Annotated in this window: 18 protein-coding genes; 10 read left to right on the forward strand and 8 right to left on the reverse strand. The window is 65.2% G+C overall.

Annotated elements, in window-relative coordinates:
- Positions 1-2: 2 nt before the first annotated feature.
- Entirely contained in the window at positions 3-1,235 is a 1,233-nt protein-coding gene (locus D8Z78_RS16785) for a Tm-1-like ATP-binding domain-containing protein (protein WP_121633006.1), read from the forward strand.
- Here D8Z78_RS16785 and D8Z78_RS16790 read toward each other — a convergent pair.
- Entirely contained in the window at positions 1,232-2,620 is a 1,389-nt protein-coding gene (locus tag D8Z78_RS16790; protein ID WP_128910835.1) for a hypothetical protein, read from the reverse strand. The genes D8Z78_RS16785 and D8Z78_RS16790 overlap by 4 nt on opposite strands.
- Before the next feature lie 57 nt (positions 2,621-2,677).
- The gene (locus D8Z78_RS16795) at positions 2,678-3,115 is read right to left on the reverse strand and encodes a GtrA family protein (protein ID WP_164932993.1); all 438 of its coding nucleotides are present in this window, start codon (positions 3,113-3,115) and stop codon (positions 2,678-2,680) included.
- A gap of 221 nt (positions 3,116-3,336) precedes the next feature.
- Between D8Z78_RS16795 and D8Z78_RS16800 the strand changes: the two genes are divergently transcribed.
- Entirely contained in the window at positions 3,337-4,719 is a 1,383-nt protein-coding gene (locus tag D8Z78_RS16800; protein WP_121633011.1) for a phosphomannomutase, read from the forward strand.
- Between the two features lie 24 nt (positions 4,720-4,743).
- Here the strand turns inward: D8Z78_RS16800 and kdsA are convergent, their stop codons facing one another.
- From kdsA to D8Z78_RS16815, 3 genes are read right to left on the reverse strand one after another with little or no spacing between them, the layout of a single operon-like run.
- Complete coding sequence (gene kdsA, locus D8Z78_RS16805) at positions 4,744-5,565, reverse strand: 3-deoxy-8-phosphooctulonate synthase (RefSeq protein WP_121633013.1); 822 nt, start codon at positions 5,563-5,565, stop codon at positions 4,744-4,746.
- Complete coding sequence (locus tag D8Z78_RS16810) at positions 5,562-6,350, reverse strand: 3-deoxy-manno-octulosonate cytidylyltransferase (protein ID WP_121633056.1); 789 nt, start codon at positions 6,348-6,350, stop codon at positions 5,562-5,564. Before D8Z78_RS16810 ends, kdsA begins: the two co-directional genes overlap by 4 nt.
- A 16-nt stretch (positions 6,351-6,366) precedes the next feature.
- Positions 6,367-7,317 carry a KpsF/GutQ family sugar-phosphate isomerase gene (locus tag D8Z78_RS16815; RefSeq protein ID WP_121633058.1) on the reverse strand — a complete coding sequence of 317 codons (951 nt, stop codon included), beginning with the start codon at positions 7,315-7,317 and terminating at the stop codon, positions 6,367-6,369.
- A 151-nt stretch (positions 7,318-7,468) separates the two neighbouring features.
- Between D8Z78_RS16815 and D8Z78_RS16820 the strand changes: the two genes are divergently transcribed.
- The 3 genes from D8Z78_RS16820 to D8Z78_RS16830 all read left to right on the forward strand — a co-directional run bounded on the left by D8Z78_RS16820 (position 7,469) and on the right by D8Z78_RS16830 (position 11,044).
- Positions 7,469-8,791, forward strand: a complete 1,323-nt coding sequence (locus D8Z78_RS16820) for a UDP-glucose dehydrogenase family protein (protein ID WP_121633015.1) — start codon at positions 7,469-7,471, stop codon at positions 8,789-8,791.
- 128 nt (positions 8,792-8,919) lie between these two features.
- Positions 8,920-9,834 (forward strand): lipid A-modifier LpxR family protein, encoded by a 915-nt coding sequence (locus tag D8Z78_RS16825; protein WP_121633016.1) that lies wholly within the window; start codon positions 8,920-8,922, stop codon positions 9,832-9,834.
- A 145-nt stretch (positions 9,835-9,979) separates the two neighbouring features.
- A complete protein-coding gene (locus tag D8Z78_RS16830; RefSeq protein WP_121633018.1) occupies positions 9,980-11,044 on the forward strand; it encodes a Hint domain-containing protein in 1,065 nt (354 codons plus the stop codon).
- A 59-nt stretch (positions 11,045-11,103) separates the two neighbouring features.
- Here the strand turns inward: D8Z78_RS16830 and D8Z78_RS16835 are convergent, their stop codons facing one another.
- Entirely contained in the window at positions 11,104-11,598 is a 495-nt protein-coding gene (locus D8Z78_RS16835; protein WP_121633020.1) for an SH3 domain-containing protein, read from the reverse strand.
- A 105-nt stretch (positions 11,599-11,703) separates the two neighbouring features.
- On the opposite strand from D8Z78_RS16835, the gene D8Z78_RS16840 reads away from it, so the two are divergent.
- The 5 genes from D8Z78_RS16840 (at position 11,704) to D8Z78_RS16860 (ending at position 14,937) form a co-directional block, all read left to right on the forward strand.
- Positions 11,704-12,690, forward strand: coding sequence for a 2-hydroxyacid dehydrogenase (locus D8Z78_RS16840; protein ID WP_121633021.1), 987 nt, complete (start codon positions 11,704-11,706; stop codon positions 12,688-12,690).
- The gene (locus D8Z78_RS16845) at positions 12,687-13,040 is read left to right on the forward strand and encodes a CidA/LrgA family protein (RefSeq protein WP_121633023.1); all 354 of its coding nucleotides are present in this window, start codon (positions 12,687-12,689) and stop codon (positions 13,038-13,040) included. The genes D8Z78_RS16840 and D8Z78_RS16845 overlap by 4 nt, the downstream gene beginning before the upstream one ends.
- Positions 13,033-13,749, forward strand: a complete 717-nt coding sequence (locus D8Z78_RS16850; protein WP_121633025.1) for an LrgB family protein — start codon at positions 13,033-13,035, stop codon at positions 13,747-13,749. The genes D8Z78_RS16845 and D8Z78_RS16850 overlap by 8 nt, the downstream gene beginning before the upstream one ends.
- A gap of 74 nt (positions 13,750-13,823) precedes the next feature.
- A complete protein-coding gene (locus D8Z78_RS16855) occupies positions 13,824-14,336 on the forward strand; it encodes an alkylphosphonate utilization protein (RefSeq protein ID WP_121633027.1) in 513 nt (170 codons plus the stop codon).
- 76 nt (positions 14,337-14,412) lie between these two features.
- On the forward strand, positions 14,413-14,937 hold the full coding sequence (locus tag D8Z78_RS16860) for an REP-associated tyrosine transposase (RefSeq protein ID WP_121633029.1): 525 nt from the start codon (positions 14,413-14,415) through the stop codon (positions 14,935-14,937).
- A 39-nt stretch (positions 14,938-14,976) separates the two neighbouring features.
- Here D8Z78_RS16860 and D8Z78_RS16865 read toward each other — a convergent pair whose 3' ends face one another.
- Both D8Z78_RS16865 and D8Z78_RS16870 read right to left on the reverse strand, forming a co-directional pair.
- Complete coding sequence (locus D8Z78_RS16865; RefSeq protein WP_121633031.1) at positions 14,977-16,542, reverse strand: 2-isopropylmalate synthase; 1,566 nt, start codon at positions 16,540-16,542, stop codon at positions 14,977-14,979.
- A 15-nt stretch (positions 16,543-16,557) separates the two neighbouring features.
- Positions 16,558-16,914: a cupin domain-containing protein gene (locus tag D8Z78_RS16870; RefSeq protein WP_121633034.1), complete on the reverse strand. Its 357-nt coding sequence runs from the start codon at positions 16,912-16,914 to the stop codon at positions 16,558-16,560.
- Positions 16,915-17,151: the final 237 nt, after the last annotated feature.

The raw sequence follows: 17,151 nt of genomic DNA on the forward strand, positions 1-17,151 counted from the left end.
AGATGCCCGACCGCACCATCCTGATCGTCGGCACCTATGACACCAAGGACGATGAACTGACCTATCTGGCGCAGGTCATCCGCAGGCAGGGTGGGGCCGTGCTGACGATGGATGTCAGCGTGCTGGGCGATCCCTCGGCCCCGACCGACATCTCGAAACACGAGGTCGCCGAGGCAGGTGGCCACACGATTGCCGAGGCCATCGCGGGCGAGGATGAAAACCTTGCCATGCAGATCATGGCCAAGGGGGCGGCCTTGATGGCGGCCCGTCTGCATGGCGCGGGTCGCATCGACGGCGTTTTGGTGCTGGGTGGCACGATGGGCACCGATCTGGCGCTGGACGTGTGCTGCGCGCTGCCTTTGGGCGTGCCGAAATACATCGTCTCGACGGTCAGCTTCTCCCCCTTGATCCCGGCGGAACGCCTGCCCGCCGATGTGCAGATGATCCTCTGGGCCGGGGGGCTGTACGGGCTGAACTCGGTCTGCAAGGCGTCCCTGAGCCAAGCCGCCGGTGCCGTCCTTGGCGCCGCCCGGGCGGTCGAGCCGCCGAAACGCGACAGGCCGTTGATCGGCATGACCAGCTTCGGCAAGACCGTGCTGCGCTACATGGTGGCGCTGAAACCAGAGCTGGAGGCGCGGGGCTTTGAGGTTGCCGTCTTCCACGCCACCGGCATGGGAGGGCGGGCCTTCGAAAGCCTTGCGGCGCAGGGTGCCTTTGCCGCCGTGATGGACTTTGCCCCGCAGGAACTGGGCAACCACCTGATGGGCAGCACGATCACCGCCGGGGCTGACCGCATGACCCATGCAGGGCGCGCGGGGGTGCCGCAACTGGTGGCCCCCGGCTGCTACGATCTGGTCGATTTCGTCGGCTGGCAGGAGGTGCCCGAGAAGGTCAGGGGGCAGGAAATCCACGCCCATAACCGCCTGCTGTCCTCGGTGGCCATGTCCCCGGACCAGCGCCGCGAGATGGCGCGCGAGATCTGCGCCCGACTGAGCGCAGCCAAGGGGCCTGTCACCGTGTTCCTGCCGTTGCAGGGCTGCAACGAATGGGACCGCCCTGGTGCGCCCTTGCACGATGCGCAGGGGCTTGCGGCCTTCGTCGACGAAATCCGCAGCCACAAGGCGGACCTACCGGTGATCGAACTGGACGCGCATATCAACGATGCCGCTTTCACCGATGCGGTGCTGGCGGTGTTCGACGACTGGGTGGCGCGGGGGCTCATCGCCCGCGCCTAACGCGCCCAGATGGTCCAGTGGTCGAGGTCCGTCACCTGACCGTAGCCAGCGGCCAAAAGCTCGGCCCGGCTGGCCTCTGTCTGGCTCAATGGAACGACGACGAAGGTCACCCTGCCCCGGTCGGGCTTGCCGAACAACAGGCCAAAGGGGCTGGCTTCCCCCATGACCTCGATCCGCGCGGTTTGCGGCAGGCTCGCGCCAAGCGTATCGAGCGCCTCGTAAGCCTCTTTCATACGGGCGACTTGCTGTGCGGCGGGCGTTCCCGGAACAACCGCGAGGTCGCGCAGCGGTGTCTGCGCAAGCGCGGCGACGGGGGCCACCTCGGAGGCCAGCAGGTGCTGGGCCAGCACCGACGCCATATCCCGCGCGGCCCCCGCCAGCCCCGCGACCAGCGCAAGCCCCGAAAGCCCGGCCCACAGGCCCGGCGCCAAGGCGGGCTTCGTTGCGCTGCGCAGCATCCCCGACGCCTCGGCCACGAGCAGCGGCATCAGCGCCACCAGCCCGACAAGGTCTTTGACCACCGCAAGCGCCCCCAAGGCCAGCAGCAGCGTCCAAGACGCCCAGTCCGCACCTTTCTCGCGCGCCCCCGTCATCGCCAGCGACAACAGCACGCTCACGCCGAACCAGCCCGCGACACGCGGCAGCAGGTGCAGGTTCGGCTCGCTCCCGGCGGTCATCAGCCATGGCAGCACCGGCCCGGACATGCTGTCTTGCAGCACGAGGCCGGTGGTCAGCCCCGTCAGCGCAAGCATTGCCTGCCACAGGCTGATCCGGCCGACCAACAGCGCGATGACCATCACCGCCAGCACGCCGGTCGCATATCCCGGATCGAGCAAGGCAAGACCGGCAAGCCCCAGCCCCAGCAGCAAGGCGGCAATTGCGCCCCGGTCGCCTTGCGGCAGGCACAGCGCCGCGATCAGCGGCACCGACAGGCCAAGCGCCCAGCGGCTCTCGATATCCGACCAGCTTGCAGCATCGCTGCCGGGCATGCGTGGCGAAACGACGATGGCCACCGCGAGGATCATCACCACCGCCAAGCCCGCCTTGGACATCTGCCTCAGGAAGACGAGGCAGATGCCGCAGGTCATCAGCGCGAACAGGGCGCTGGCCAGCGGCAGGCGGGTGGCCGACGCGGCACCGATGTCCTGCGCCAACAGATGGACCCATCGCGCCAGCGGCGCGTGCGGCGTGAACGTCTCCCAATGCAGGACCGGGCCCGTGACCACCACCACCGGCACCAGCCAGCTTGCCACGATCAACGCCCCTGACAGGCCCATCCCGCCAAGCGCGATCATGGGCGGGCCGTTGCGCTGCCCGCCGATCAGGGCGACGGCGAGAAAGGCGCCAAGGCTCAGCGCGACGGTGTAGACAGCCAACAGGGTCACGATGCACCCATGCACGTTGCGGCGATTGCTGCATCCTGACGCCGAACGCTCACCCGATCAACGGGATTGATCGCGGTACTTCTTGGGTTCCAGCAGAAATCGCATGAACAGGAAATTGCCGATGATCGCCAGCGGCGTCATCACCAGCTTGGCCCCCAGCCCGGCAAAGGTCTCGGGGCGCAGGGCGGTGGTCGGCACGATCTCGATCAGGTGCGTGCTGCCCCAGCCGATCAGGGCCGAGGATGCGGTGATCGCGCAGGCATGCCAGACCCAGTAGAACGACAGCAGCGTGGCATGCGATTGCGGGCGGCTTTTCTCGAACACGCGCAGTCCGGCCACGACATAGACGAAGGTCACGCCACAGAAGGCTCCGCAGATATTCGCCCAGAAGACGGTCAGGCCCAGTTGCACAAGCGTGCCCATCACGGTGAAATCCAGCAGCCAGCCACAGGCCGAGATCAGCGTGAAGCCGGAAAACCGGGCCAGAAAAGTCATCAGCCGGGATCTGGGCGTATGCGTCATATTGGTCATGGCCGTGCTTGTGCGCGCATTTCCCGGGCAATCATAGGGGAAAGTGCAGGGGAGTGCGAACCGATGGCCGTCCCCCTTGCGGGCTGGGCCGCATTGTTGGCCGCCGCGCGAAATTCGGGCCTATCGCCGCGACCTGTCGACGCCTATACCACCGTCAATTGGCACAAATGAATGGTAGACGGATCATGGCCCCCAAATTCGGAACCAGCGGCCTGCGCGGCCTCGTGACGGAACTGACGGAACATCTGGTGCGGGATTACGTGCGCGCCTTCATCGCGTCCTGTCCGAATGGCAGCGCGGTCCATGTCGGGCAGGACCTGCGCCCCTCGTCGCACCAAATCGCGGCGTGGGTACTGGACGAGGTGCAGGCGGGCGGGTTGATGGCGGTGGATTGCGGCGTCACCCCGACGCCCGCTCTGGCGCTGTCCTCTATGGAGGCGGGCGCGGCGGCGGTGATGGTCACCGGCAGCCACATCCCAGCCGATCGCAACGGGTTGAAGTTCTACGTGCCCGGCGGCGAGATTTCGAAGGCGGACGAACAGGCGATCCTCGGCGCGCTGGGGGGTGAGGCCCCCTCCGGTCCGCGCGGCGCGTTTGAGCGACGCGATGTCGGGGCGGACTATGTCTGCCGGTACACCGGCGCCTTCGGTCCTGCCCTGCAAGGGCTGCGCGTGGGCGTCTACCAGCATTCCTCGGTGGCCCGCGACCTGCTGATGGAGATCATGACGGGGCTGGGGGCAGAGCCTGTGGCGATTGCCCGCTCCGACGTCTTCATTCCCGTCGATACCGAGGCGCTCGACCCCGAGACCAGCGCCCTGTTTGCCGGTTGGATGGCCGAGCATGACCTCGACGTGCTGATCTCGACCGATGGTGACGCGGACAGGCCGATGGTGGTCGATGACGAGGCCCGCGTGGTGCCGGGTGACGTGCTGGGCGCGCTGACGGCGCGGCGGCTGGGGGCAGGCGTGATCTGCACGCCGGTTTCCTCGAATACGCAGGTGGACAAGGGATTTGGCACGGTACTGCGCACGCGGATCGGATCGCCCTTCGTGATCGCCGCGATGGAAGAGGCATTGGCGCAGGACAAGGCGGCGAAGGTCGTGGGCTACGAGGCGAATGGCGGGTTCCTGCTGGGATTCGAGGCCGAGGGACCCAAGGGCGACCTGCCGCCGCTGATGACCCGGGATTGCGTCTTGCCGATCGTTGCGCCGCTGGTCGCCGCGCGTGAGGCGGGAATGGACCTGTCGGCGCTGATCGACGCGCTGCCCGCGCGGTTCACCGCCGCCGACCGGATTCAGGGGATCGACACCGAGGTTTCGAAAACCTTCCTCGCACGGCTTTCCGGGGACGCAGGCGCGCGCGCCGACTTCTTTGCCGATCAGGGCGACGAGATTGCCGTGGATGAAACCGACGGGTTGCGTGTGACCTTCGCCAGCGGCGCGATCCTGCATCTGCGCCCGTCGGGCAATGCGCCAGAGTTTCGCTGTTATGCCGAGGCTGGCAGCCGGGAGCGCGCCGTGGCGCTTTGTGACGCGACGCTCGAAAAGCTTGGAGCAGAGCTTAAGTAGGATGGGTGATCACCCATCCTACCTTCAATAGCCCTTGGTCAGGGCGTCGATGGCGCACAGACCTTTCAGGATGCGCGCCAGCCCCCCCACCGGAACCATGTTCGGCCCGTCGCTGGGCGCGTTGTCGGGGTCTTCGTGAGTCTCCATGAACACCGCTGCACAGCCCACCGCCAAAGCCGCCCGCGCCAGCGGTTCGACATATTCGCGCTTCCCGCCCGAGGATTTGCCTTGGCCGCCGGGCATCTGCACCGAATGCGTCGCGTCCATCACCACGGGATAGCCCGTCTCGGCCATGATCGGCAGCGACCGGAAATCGCTGACCAACATGTTGTACCCAAAAGACGTGCCCCGCTCGCACAGCATGATCCGCTCATTGCCGGTGCTGGCGATCTTGTCGGCGACGTTGCCCATGTCCCAAGGCGCAAGGAATTGCCCCTTTTTCACGTTGATCGCCCGGCCGGTTTCGCCCGCCGCCAGCAAGAGATCCGTCTGGCGGCACAGGAACGCAGGGATTTGCAGCACGTCGACCGCTTCGGCCACGACGGCACATTGCGCGGTTTCGTGGATGTCCGTCAGGACGGGAACGCCGAATTCCTGCCCGATGGTCTGCAAGATGCGCAGGCCCTCATCCATGCCGATACCGCGCTTGCCCTCCAATGACGACCGGTTCGCCTTGTCGAAACTGCCCTTGAAGATCCAGCCGGTGTTGACCGCCTCGCAGGCGGCGGCGATCTGCTCGGCCAGCATGCGCGCATGATCGAGCGTTTCCAACTGGCAGGGGCCTGCGATCAGCTTGAACGGTTTGTCGGCGGCGATCTCCAGATCGCGAATCGTGACGGTGGTCATGCGATGCCTTCCTTCTTGAGCACGCCCTCGATGCGGGCGACGTCGACGGGATTGTTGAGCTCCCAGAACACCCGCCCGCGCGCCTCGACCGGCACGCAGGTCACCGGCGCGCCGTTTTCGAGAAAGCGCAGCTGTTCCAGCCCTTCGGCGCGCTCAATCGGGCCTTCGTCCCACGACATGTAGTAGCGCAGGGCGTCGGGGCGGTAGGCGTAGACGCCCACATGGTGCCAGACCTCGGGCGGGGTATCGAGGTTGCCGACGTAAGGAAGCACCTCTTTCGAGAAGTAGATCGCCGTGCCATCGCGCCGCATCACCGCCGTCGTGCCGCCAACGCGCCCAGCGTGACGGTCGGAGACGAAGTTCGACAGCGTGTCATGGTCGCATTTCAAGACGGGTGTGGCCATCTCCACCGCAGGGTCGGCCATCGCGGCGATCAGCGCCTCGACGAACCACGGGGGCGTCAGCGGCGCATCGCCTTGCAGGTTCACCACCACCTCGGGCGCCTCGGGCAGTTGCGCGACGCCCTCTGCGCAGCGTTCCGTGCCGTTGCGGGCGTTGGACGAGGTCATCAGGACCTCCGCGCCGAAACCTCTAGCTGCCTCGGCGATCCGGTCATCGTCGGTCAGCACGAACACCGCATCGGCCCCCTGCACCTGCTGCGCGGCGTCCCATGCGCGCTGGATCAGCGACTTCTTCTCGCCCGTGGCGCCGGTCAGCTCGACCAGTGGCTTGCCCGGATAGCGGGAGGAGGCATAGCGGGCAGGGATGAAGATCACGTTTTTCATGGGTCCCTCCGGGGGGTCAGGCGACGCCAGCGCGCAGCGCGTCATGGATATGGATCAGGCCGGTCAACCTGTCACCTTCGGTGACCAGCAGCACGGTGCGTTTCTTTTGGTTCATCACGCCCAGTGCCTCGACCAGCAGGGTGTCGGGCGTGGTGGTCAGCGGGCCGCGCGTGGCGACCTGACCGGCGGTGCGGTCCATCAGCCCGGCCATGTTACGGCGCAAGTCGCCGTCGGTGATGATGCCCTTCAGGGTCTCGCCCTCGACCAGAGCCGCCACGCCAAAGCCTTTCTGAGACATGGTCAGCAGCACTTCGGACATCGGCGTGTCCTCTGTCACGATGGGCAGTTCCGCGCCCCGATGCATCACGGCGGCCACGCGCAGCAGCTGCGCGCCAAGTGTGCCGCCGGGGTGGAAGGCGGCGAAGTTCTCGCGCCCGAAGCCCCGCGTCTGCATCATCGCCACCGCCAGCGCATCGCCCAAGGCCATCGCCATCGTGGTGGAGGTGGTAGGCGCCATGCCGATGGCACAGGCCTCGGCGGCGTCAGGCAGGGTCAGGACGTGATCCGCCGCTGTGCCCAAGGTCGACCCGGCCCGTTTCGTCACCGCGACCAAGGGTACGGCAAAGCGCGCGCAATGGGCGATCATGTCGGCCAGTTCGCGAGTCTCGCCGGAATTCGAGATCAGGATCACCGCATCCGCCGGCGTGATCATCCCCAGATCGCCATGCGACGCCTCGCCCGGATGGACCATCTGCGCGGGCGTCCCGGTCGAGGCGAAGGTCGCCGCGATCTTGGCGGCCACATGCCCGGATTTGCCCATGCCGGACACGATCACCCGGCCCTTCACCGCCAGCAGCAGCGCCACGACCGCGTCGAAGCAGCCGGGCAGCTCATCGGCCAGCCGCGTCAGTGCGGCGCTTTCGGTGGTCAGCACGTTGCGGGCAACGTCGGAAGGGGACTGCGTCATGGGGGCACCGTTCAGGATCATGGCGCCTGTTACCCTTCAATCAGGCCGGTGTCCAATGCGCCATATCCCGCAGGCGCAGGCATCCGCTTCGTTGACATTCGCCGCCCGGACCGCAACAAGAAGGCAAATTTTGCGACAAGGGGCAATTTCCATGAAGATCGCGATGATCGGGACGGGCTATGTGGGTCTTGTCTCGGGCGTTTGTTTTTCCGATTTCGGACACGAGGTCGTCTGCGTGGACAAGGACCCGCGCAAGATCGAAATGCTGGAACGCGGCGAGGTGCCGATTTACGAACCGGGGCTCGACGCGCTGATGGCCAAGAATGTCGAGGCGGGGCGCCTGTCCTTCACCCTCGACCTGCAAAGCGCCATCGACGGCGCGCAGGCAGTGTTCATCGCCGTGGGCACGCCAACCCGGCGCGGCGATGGCCATGCGGACCTGACCTATGTGATGGCCGCCGCCGAGGAAATCGCCAAGGCCGCCAAGGACCACATCGTCGTCGTGACCAAGTCGACCGTGCCGGTGGGCACCAACCGGCAGGTCAAGGATGTCGTGGCCAAGGCCAACCCGGAACTGGATTTCGACGTCGCCTCGAACCCGGAATTCCTGCGCGAAGGCGCGGCCATCGATGACTTCATGAAACCCGACCGCGTCGTCGTCGGCGTCGAGACGGACCGCGCCGCGAAGGTCATGGAAGACATCTATCGCCCGCTCTACCTGCGCGATTTCCCGATCGTGACCACCGATCTCGAATCCGCCGAGATGATCAAATACGCCGCGAACGCGTTTCTGGCGACCAAGATCACCTTCATCAACGAGATCGCCGCGCTGTGCGAAAAGGTCGGCGCGGATGTCAAATCCGTGTCCAAGGGCATGGGCATGGACGGCCGCATCGGCAACAAGTTCCTGCATGCCGGTCCCGGCTATGGCGGCAGCTGTTTCCCCAAGGATACCAAGGCGCTTGCCCGGATTGGTCAGGAACATGCCAGCCCGATCTCCATCGTCGAGACGGTCATCAAGGTCAACGAGGACGTCAAGCGCCGGATGATCGACAAGCTTGTCGACCTGTGCGGCGGCTCCTTCAACGGCAAGACGGTGGCGGTGCTGGGCGTGACCTTCAAGCCCAATACCGACGACATGCGCGACGCGCCCTCGCTGACCATCGTTCCGGCGCTGGTCGGTGGCGGGGCCAAGGTCCGCGCCGTCGATCCGCAGGGCAAGCGCGAGGGCGAGCACCTGCTGCCCGGCGTGCATTGGGAAGACGACCCCTATACCGCCGCCAAGGATGCCGACCTGCTGGTGATCCTGACAGAGTGGAACGAGTTCCGCGCGCTGGACCTGTCGAAGCTGGCGGGCAGCATGGCGACCGCGCGCATGGCCGACCTGCGCAACATCTATTCCATCAAGGATGCGCGGCGCGCGGGCTTCGAAGCTTATGAAAGCATCGGCCGCGAGGGCTTTGGCCAGGGCTGACCGGCCCGAACATTGGGGCAAACGCGCCACAGGCACGATATTGACGACGCCGTCCCCTTTCGGGGGCGGCGTTTTTCGTGATACCCCTGCGCTTGCCCGGGGGGGCACGCTTTATCCAAGGGATACACATGTCTCGTGTCCTCGCTCTGGCTGTTCTGGCCATGATGACCTTTGCCCCCCAGACCTTCGCGCAGGGCCGCGAGGCGCTGGGCAATGGCCGCCTTGTCACCAACGACCTTTATGGCGACACCGCCGACCGCTGGCAGTCCGGGTCTGTCGCGGGGTCGCATGTGGTGGGACATGGTTGGACCGGCTTCCTGCCGGACCGTCCCTTTGACATCATCGAATATCGCATCAACGCGCAGGTCGCGACGCCGGCCAAGCTGGGCACGCCCGCGGCCGGGGATCGCCCCTTTGCCGGGGTGCTCAGCCTTGGTGCTCACAGCCATTTCGCGCGCGCCGGGTTCGAGTTCGCCGTGGGGGCGGACCTTGCCTTTACCGGGCCGCAGACCGGGCTCAGCGCCTTGCACGTAGCCCTGCACGACCTGCTCGGGACCAAGGGCGCCTCGAAAAGCGTGACCGACAACCAGATCGGCAACGGCATCCACCCGACCTTCGTCGGCGAGGCCGGGCGCAGCTTCAACTTTGGCAACGCCACCAGCGTCCGCCCCTTCGTCGAGACCCGCTGGGGGCTGGAGACGCTGGTCCGCGCCGGGGCCGACCTGACCATCGGCAATGTCGGGCAGGGCGAATTGCTGGTGCGCGATCCCGTCACCGGGCAGCGATACCGCGTGGTCAAACAGTTGATGCCGGGCTTCAGTTACGTGCTGGGCGGCGACATCGCCTATGTCGACAGCAGCGCCTTGCTGCCTACGGATCGCGGCTATGACCTGACGGACACCCGCAGCCGAGTCCGGGCGGGCGTGCATTGGCAGGGCGACCGCAACGCGGCCTTCTACGGTGTCACCTACCTGTCCGAGGAATACACCGCGCAGCCCAAGGGGCAGGTGGTCGGCTCGGTGCGGCTGGACTTCAAGTTCTGAGCCGCCGCCCGTCGATTATTGCGCGAATGCCACACACGCTTTGGCTGAACGATGTTTTTTGACCTGAAGGTATAGAGCTACTTCACACCACACCTGAATTCGTTAATCTGTTGTTAATAAATATAACAAGGGCAGAGATACAGGCATGGGAACGGGCTATCGCGGCACGTTCGTCATCTCCTGGGCGCAGACGGATATAGACGGTCTTCAGGCCGCACCCTCGTCTTCGCTGACCGTCGGGGCCACGTGGTCTTGGCGCGGAACTCCGGTGCGGGTGGATGGACCTTCGTCCATTCTCCGGCTGGAACAGGCTGATGGCGACGCAGACATTCGACGGCGCGCGGCGCGCATGGTGCGCCGGCTGGTTGGGGCAGCGGTCACACACAAGACACGGTTGGAGGAGGTCGAAGTCGACCACCCATTGGCCGAGTCCAGTTTCGTGGTGACGGATGGGACACAAAGCTACACGGTCACGTTGATCGACATCGGCGAAGGGCAACGCCCGCTGTTGATGTTCCTCGACGAATTGCCGCCGCAGCGCCGCGACCTGTGGGTCGTGCATCACAACCTCGACCCGAACCGCAAATCCGTGGCGACCGAGCAAGGCACCGGGGTGATCTGCTTTACGCCGGGCACACAGATTCTGACGCCCGGGGGCGCCGTGCGGATCGAGGACCTGCGCGAAGGCGACATGGTCCAGACCAAGGATAACGGCGCGCAGGAAATCCGCTGGATCGGATCGCGCCGCATGACCGGGGCGCGGCTCTTCGCCCTGCCGAAGCTGCGACCGATCCGCATCCGTGCCGGGGCCTTCGGCATCGGCGAGCCGGACGAGGAGCTGCTGGTCTCGCCGGAACACCGGATGTTGGTCAAGGGCGTGGTGGCGCGGACGCTGTTCAACACGCCCGAGGTGCTGGTCGCGGCGCGCGACCTCGTCAACGGGTCGTCGGTGATCCGCGATACGCAGGTCAAGGAGGTGACCTACGTGCACATGCTTCTGGAGCGGCACGAGGTGCTGTTCGCGAACGGCGTGGAAACCGAAAGCTTCCATCCCGCGAACACCGCCATGTCGACCATCACCGACGAGGACCGTGCGCGTCTGCTGGGTCAGTTGCCGCATCTGGCCGAGAATCCGCACAGCTACGGCGCTTATGCCCGCCGCAACCTCTCGCATTCCGAGGCGGCGATCCTGCTGCACGAGGCGGCGTAACACAAGGCTGCCGGGGGTGGGTCGGGGTTATGCCCCGGCGCCCCGGCGGCCCATTGGGGTCACTCGCGGATTTCGTCGAGCCTCACGCCCCATAGCCGCGCCTTGGGCGCCCAGCCCTTGTAGCCGTTGACGCTCAGCCAGCACCATTCCGGCTGGCACTCGCCGAGATTGGCGACGACGCCCAGTTCCAGCCGGGCGTTCACCTTGGCCTCCGGGGCGGGCTGCGCCAGAAGCGGCAGCATGTCCTGCAACACCAGCACCGTGCGCACCCCGGACAACAGCGAATAGTGTACCCAGCCGCCCGCGCCGTCGCGGTCGCGGACCTGTCGCCAATGGCCATGCTCGGCCACGACCTCCAGCGGCATGTCGCGGCGCTTGTAGACCCAGTCGATGCGATGGGTCAGCGATGGCCCGCGCCGCACATTGGCCTCTGCAGCCTTCAACGACACGAAGCGCGGCAGCGGCAGGTTGGTCACGGGGCCCTTGTCGGCGGCCCAAGCTGTGCCGAGCGACATCCACAGGATCAGGCCCACGGCCAAGGCTCTTTGGAACATTCGATTGGTCCTGCTCAGGTTTTTCGCGGCGGGTTCTTGTGTCCCGTCCGATCCTGCATCACTCTAGCCGCCAAGCGGCCGCGCAGGAAGATCGGGGAGACATCCATGCCATCAAAACGTCTGAGTGTTGTCGTCACGCGACGCTTGCCGGAGGTGGTCGAAACCCGCCTGAAAGAGCTGTTCGACGTGCGCCTGCGCGACGATGACACGCCCATGACCCGCGGCGAGCTGGTCGATGCGGTGCGCGAGGCCGACGTTCTGGTGCCCACGGTCACCGACCAGATCGACGCAGGCCTGATCGGTCAGGCGGGCGAACAGCTGAAGCTGATCGCCAATTTCGGCGCGGGCTTCGATCATATCGACGTGGCGACCGCCCGTCAGCGCGGCATCCTCGTGTCGAACACGCCCGGCGTCGTGACCGAGGACACCGCCGATATCGTGCTGGCCCTGATGCTGGGCGTCACCCGACGCATCCCCGAGGGCTTGACCCTGATGCAGACCGGCGAGTGGGGCGGCTACGCGCCCACCGCCATGCTGGGCAGTCGTCTGGGCGGCAAGCGTCTGGGCATCCTCGGCATGGGCCGCATCGGTCAGGCCGTGGCCAAGCGCGCGGCGGCCTTCGGCATGCAGATCCACTACCACAACCGCCGCCGCCTGCATTCCCAGATCGAGGAAAAGCACGAGGCGACGTGGTGGGAAAGCCTCGACCAGATGGTGGCACGGATGGATGTGATCAGCGTCAACTGCCCCTCGACGCCCTCGACCTATCACCTGTTGAACGCGCGGCGGCTGAAACTGCTGAAGCCTTCGGCGGTGATCGTCAACACCTCGCGCGGCGAGGTGATCGACGAAAATGCCCTGACGCGGATGCTCAAGGCCGGGGAACTGGCGGGCGCGGGGCTGGATGTCTACGAACACGGCATCCAAGGCAATCCCGAGCTGCGCAACATGCCCAACGTGGTGATGCTGCCGCATATGGGCTCGGCCACCTATGAGGGCCGCGTCGAGATGGGTGAGAAAGTCATCATCAACATCAAGACCTTCGCCGACGGCCACCGCCCGCCGGACCAAGTGATCCCGGCCATGCTGTGATCCGCGTCCTCGCGATTCTGCTTGTCTACCAACTGGCGGGCGAGACGGTGTCGCGCGGGCTGACCTTGGCGGTGCCCGGCCCGGTGATCGGGCTGGCCGCGCTGTTCGTCACGTTCCTCGTGGTGCCGCGACTGGCCGACTACATGCGCGAGACGGTGACCGGCTTCCTGTCGCACCTGTCCTTGTTGTTCGTTCCGGCAGGCGTGGGCGTGGTCGCGCATCTCGACGCCTTTGCCGAGTACGGCGTGGGGTTGTTCGTGGCGCTGATCGGCTCGACCGTGCTGGCGATCCTCGCCGGGGTCGGGGCATTTTTGCTGGTGGCAAAATTGACCGGGGTCGGCGATGACTGAGGCGCTGGCCCTGTGGTCCTACCTCGCGCAGGAGCCGCTGCTATGGCTGACCTTGACGCTGGGCGCCTATGTCACGGCGGAAATCCTGTCACAACTGGCGGGACGGCACGCGCTGGCCAATCCCGTGCTGATCGCGGTGATCCTGTTGGCCGCCGTTTTGCGCCTGACCGGGACGCCCTACAATACCTATTTCGAGGGTGCGCAATTCGTGCATTTCATGCTGGGTCCGGCAACGGTGGGGCTGGCCCTGCCGCTGTACCTGAACCTGTCCAAGGTGCGCCGTGCCCTATGGCCGATGCTGGCCGCCTTGCTGGCCGGATCGCTGGTGGCGATGGTGTCTGCCCTTGGGTTGGCGTGGCTTTTCGGAGTGCGCGGCGCTGTGCTGCTGTCATTGGCGCCGAAATCGGCCACCGCGCCGGTGGCGCTTGGCGTGTCCGAAGCTGTCGGCGGCCTGCCGACCCTGACGGCGGCGCTGGTGATCCTGACGGGCATCGTCGGGGCGGTGGTGTCGACCCCGATGCTCAACATGCTGGGGGTCAAGGACTGGCGGGCCCGCGGCTTTGCCGTGGGCGTTGCGGCACATGGCATCGGCACGGCGCATGCCTTTCGCATCCACCCGACAGCAGGCGCGTTTTCGGGCATCGGCATGGGCCTGAACGCCGTGCTGACGGCGGTTCTTGCGCCGTTGGTGGTGGGCCTGCTGTTCTGAGTGCGCTTTTGGCGCATGGACAGGGCGGCAGGCTTGCGGTTTGAGCAAAGCAAACTGCGGTATTGGAGAACCCCATGTCGAATTGCGCCCTGTGCGGTGGCGAGGATGCCACCCCCTATGTCGTCGCGCCCAAGGAGGACGAGGTGCCGCTGTGCGCCACCTGCCGCGACGGTGCCGAAAACGGCCCGACCGAAGATCCGCATTGGCAATGTCTGAACGGCGCAATCTGGAGCACGGAACCTGCCGAACAGGTTCTGGCATGGCGCTTGCTGAACGGGCTGGATGCCGTCTGGGCGGCGGAGGTGCTGGAGACGGCGTATCTGGAACCGGAGGTCTTGGACTGGGCGCAGGCCGGGGTGTCGTCAAGCGATGAGGTGGTGCATCGCGACTGCAACGGTACCGTCTTGCAGAACGGCGATACTGTGACGTTGATCAAGGCGCTGCCGGTCAAGGGGGCTGGATTCACGGCCAAACAAGGGACTGCGGTGCGCAAGATTTCCCTTGAGCCGGACAATGCCGAGCACATCTCTGGCCGGGTCGAAGGCCAGCGGATCGTGATCCTGACGAAATTTGTGAAGAAGGCGTAGGCCGGGGTAGGATGGGTGATCACCCATCCTACTTTGGTTCAAATTTGAGTAACCGGTTTGTGCCAATGTCTTCGGCATGACCCAGTATCGCCGATTCCGTGTGCCTGGTGGCACGTACTTCTTCACCGTGCGGCTCCAAGAGAGGTTCGGACACTCTCTCATCGATCATGTCGATATCTTGCGAACCGCATACGCGGAGTGTTTGCAGCGCTATCCCTTCCAGACCAAATGCATCGTCATCCTGCCAGATCACCTGCATGCCATTTGGACGCTGCCACGTGGAGACGAGGATTTCTCGTCGCGCTGGCAGTTTCTAAAGCGCCGTTTCACCCAGATTTCAGGGCTGACTGGGGCTGTTTCTCCGAGCCAGGCGGCAAAGGGTGAGAAGGGTGTCTGGCAAAGGCGGTTCTGGGAACACACGATCCGAAATGCAGCCGATCTTGACTTGCATCAGCGCTATTGCTGGACAGACCCTGTCCGGCATCACCTTTCAGACTCCCCGGCGCACTGGGCGTTCAGTTCGATCCACCGGGATATGCGCTCTAGTCTGCTTGATCCGGACGAGATCGAGCCCGTTCCGGATGGCCAATTTGGCGAGTGACGAGAAAGTAGGATGGGTGATCACCCATCCTACCCAAGGTCACGCATCCTTGTAGCTAATCTCTTTCGCATCGGCACCGGGCCCAACCTTGGACCGGCGGACGATCAGCCGGTTCAGCGCCTGGATATAGGCCCGCACCGAGGCAACGACCGTGTCGGTATCCGCCGACTGGCCCGTGGCGATCACGCCATCCTCTTCCAGCTTCACGGACACGGTCGCCTGCGCATCCGTACCCGCCGTCACCGCATTCACTTGGTACAGTTGAAGGCGCGCCTTGTTCGGGTGCAGTTCACGCACCGCCTTGAACGCCGCATCGACAGGCCCGTCGCCCTCGCATTCCGCCGTCTGATCCTTGCCGTCGATCTCAAGCTCGATCTCGGCTTTGGCTGGGCCACCGGTGCCGCACACGACACGCAGGTTCACCAGCTGGATCGCGTCACCGCCTTCGGTCGTGGCGGATACCAGCGCGAGGATGTCGTCGTCGTAGACCTCCTTCTTGCGGTCCGCCAGATCCTTGAACCGGACAAAGATGTCCTTCAGCTGGTTGTCGCCCACCTCGGTGCCAAGCTGGCGCAGCTTGTCGCGCAGCGCCGCGCGGCCCGAATGCTTGCCCAAGGGCAGCGAGTTCGCGGCAAGGCCCACATCCTCGGGCTTCATGATCTCGAAGGTTTCGGCGTTCTTCAGCACGCCATCCTGATGGATCCCCGACTCATGGGCAAAGGCGTTCTTGCCGACGATGGCCTTGTTGAACTGCACGGCAAAGCCCGACACGGTCGAGACCCGGCGCGAGATGTGCATGATCTTGCGGCTGTCGACATTGGTGAAATACGGGATCACGTCGCCGCGCACCTTCATCGCCATCACCACCTCTTCGAGGGCGGTGTTGCCGGCGCGTTCGCCCAGCCCGTTGATCGTGCATTCGATCTGGCGCGCGCCGCCCGCGACGGCGGCCAGCGCGTTCGCCGTCGCCATGCCAAGGTCGTTATGGCAATGCGTGGCAAAGACCACCTCGTCGGCGCCCGGCACGGTCGCGATCAGGCGGCGGATCAGGTCGGCGCTTTCGCCCGGCTCGGTATAGCCCACCGTGTCGGGAATGTTGATCGTCGTGGCACCCGCCTTGATCGCGATCTCGATCACCCTGCAAAGGTAATCCCACTCGGTCCGCGTCGCATCCATCGGCGACCATTGCACGTTGTCGCACAGGTTGCGCGCGTGGGTCACCGTTTCGTGGATGCGGTCGGCCATTTCGTCCATGGTCAGGTTCGGAATGGCGCGGTGCAGCGGCGAGGTGCCGATGAAGGTGTGAATCCGCGGGCGCGCGGCGTTCTTCACCGCCTCCCAGCAGCGGTCGATATCGGGCAGTTGCGCGCGCGCAAGGCCGCAGATCACCGATTGCTTGGACCGCTGCGCGATCTCGGACACGGCGCGGAAATCGCCTTCGGAAGCGATGGGAAAGCCCGCCTCGATGATGTCGACGCCCATATCGTCCAGAAGCTCGGCGATCTCCAGCTTTTCGTCATGGGTCATGGTGGCGCCGGGGGATTGCTCGCCGTCGCGGAGCGTCGTGTCGAAAATGAGGACGCGGTCTTTGGTCTGGTCAGTCATGGTCTTTGTCCGTCTTCAGATATGCGGTTTGGCAGATGCGACGCGGTCGGCATCGCCGGAATTGGGTTCGCCCTTGGGCTCGATCAGCAGCACCTTGACCTCGGCTTCGGCGCGGGGGCGATGAACCTGCCCGGCGGGAATGACAACGATCTCGCCCGCCCGAACGGTCACCGGGTCGGCGGTGTCATAGTCCATGACCATCTCGCCTTCCAGAACCAGAAAGAAGTCGTCGGTGTCGTCATGCTTGTGAAAGGGAAATTCGCCTTGGAATTTCACCACCATCACGTCGTTTCCATTGTAGCCCGCCACAACGTGCGGGTCCCAATGGCTTGAAAACATGGCCAGTTTTTCGGCCAGATTGATCGCATTCATGGGAATGTCCTGTTTGCTGCTAATAGGGGCTCGGCGCGTCACAAATCTCCTCTGAGCAGGCGCGCCGACGGCTGCACGCTCAGAGGCGGCCTAGCAGCAAGTCGAAGCCACGCGCAAACGGCGCCGGAAGGCGCGGTCTGTCTGCGATATGGCCAAGGGTCATCATGACGGTCACTATACGCCCCAAATCGTGAATGAAAACCCACCAAGTGCGCTTTTCGTAGGGCGCGGCCTATG

Origin of the sequence: Tropicibacter alexandrii (assembly GCF_003667315.2) — a bacterium.
Taxonomy (GTDB): domain Bacteria; phylum Pseudomonadota; class Alphaproteobacteria; order Rhodobacterales; family Rhodobacteraceae; genus Tropicibacter; species Tropicibacter alexandrii.

Bases quoted from the DNA above. Each gene is read 5' to 3' on its own strand.
- D8Z78_RS16785 (WP_121633006.1), top strand. From the start codon at position 3: ATGCCCGACCGCACCATCCTGATCGTCGGCACCTATGACACCAAGGAC.
- D8Z78_RS16795 (WP_164932993.1), bottom strand. From the start codon at position 3,115: ATGACTTTTCTGGCCCGGTTTTCCGGCTTCACGCTGATCTCGGCCTGT.
- D8Z78_RS16800 (WP_121633011.1), top strand. From the start codon at position 3,337: ATGGCCCCCAAATTCGGAACCAGCGGCCTGCGCGGCCTCGTGACGGAA.
- kdsA (WP_121633013.1), bottom strand. From the start codon at position 5,565: ATGACCACCGTCACGATTCGCGATCTGGAGATCGCCGCCGACAAACCG.
- D8Z78_RS16810 (WP_121633056.1), bottom strand. From the start codon at position 6,350: ATGAAAAACGTGATCTTCATCCCTGCCCGCTATGCCTCCTCCCGCTAT.
- D8Z78_RS16815 (WP_121633058.1), bottom strand. From the start codon at position 7,317: ATGACGCAGTCCCCTTCCGACGTTGCCCGCAACGTGCTGACCACCGAA.
- D8Z78_RS16820 (WP_121633015.1), top strand. From the start codon at position 7,469: ATGAAGATCGCGATGATCGGGACGGGCTATGTGGGTCTTGTCTCGGGC.
- D8Z78_RS16825 (WP_121633016.1), top strand. From the start codon at position 8,920: ATGTCTCGTGTCCTCGCTCTGGCTGTTCTGGCCATGATGACCTTTGCC.
- D8Z78_RS16830 (WP_121633018.1), top strand. From the start codon at position 9,980: ATGGGAACGGGCTATCGCGGCACGTTCGTCATCTCCTGGGCGCAGACG.
- D8Z78_RS16835 (WP_121633020.1), bottom strand. From the start codon at position 11,598: ATGTTCCAAAGAGCCTTGGCCGTGGGCCTGATCCTGTGGATGTCGCTC.
- D8Z78_RS16840 (WP_121633021.1), top strand. From the start codon at position 11,704: ATGCCATCAAAACGTCTGAGTGTTGTCGTCACGCGACGCTTGCCGGAG.
- D8Z78_RS16850 (WP_121633025.1), top strand. From the start codon at position 13,033: ATGACTGAGGCGCTGGCCCTGTGGTCCTACCTCGCGCAGGAGCCGCTG.
- D8Z78_RS16855 (WP_121633027.1), top strand. From the start codon at position 13,824: ATGTCGAATTGCGCCCTGTGCGGTGGCGAGGATGCCACCCCCTATGTC.
- D8Z78_RS16860 (WP_121633029.1), top strand. From the start codon at position 14,413: ATGACCCAGTATCGCCGATTCCGTGTGCCTGGTGGCACGTACTTCTTC.
- D8Z78_RS16865 (WP_121633031.1), bottom strand. From the start codon at position 16,542: ATGACTGACCAGACCAAAGACCGCGTCCTCATTTTCGACACGACGCTC.
- D8Z78_RS16870 (WP_121633034.1), bottom strand. From the start codon at position 16,914: ATGAATGCGATCAATCTGGCCGAAAAACTGGCCATGTTTTCAAGCCAT.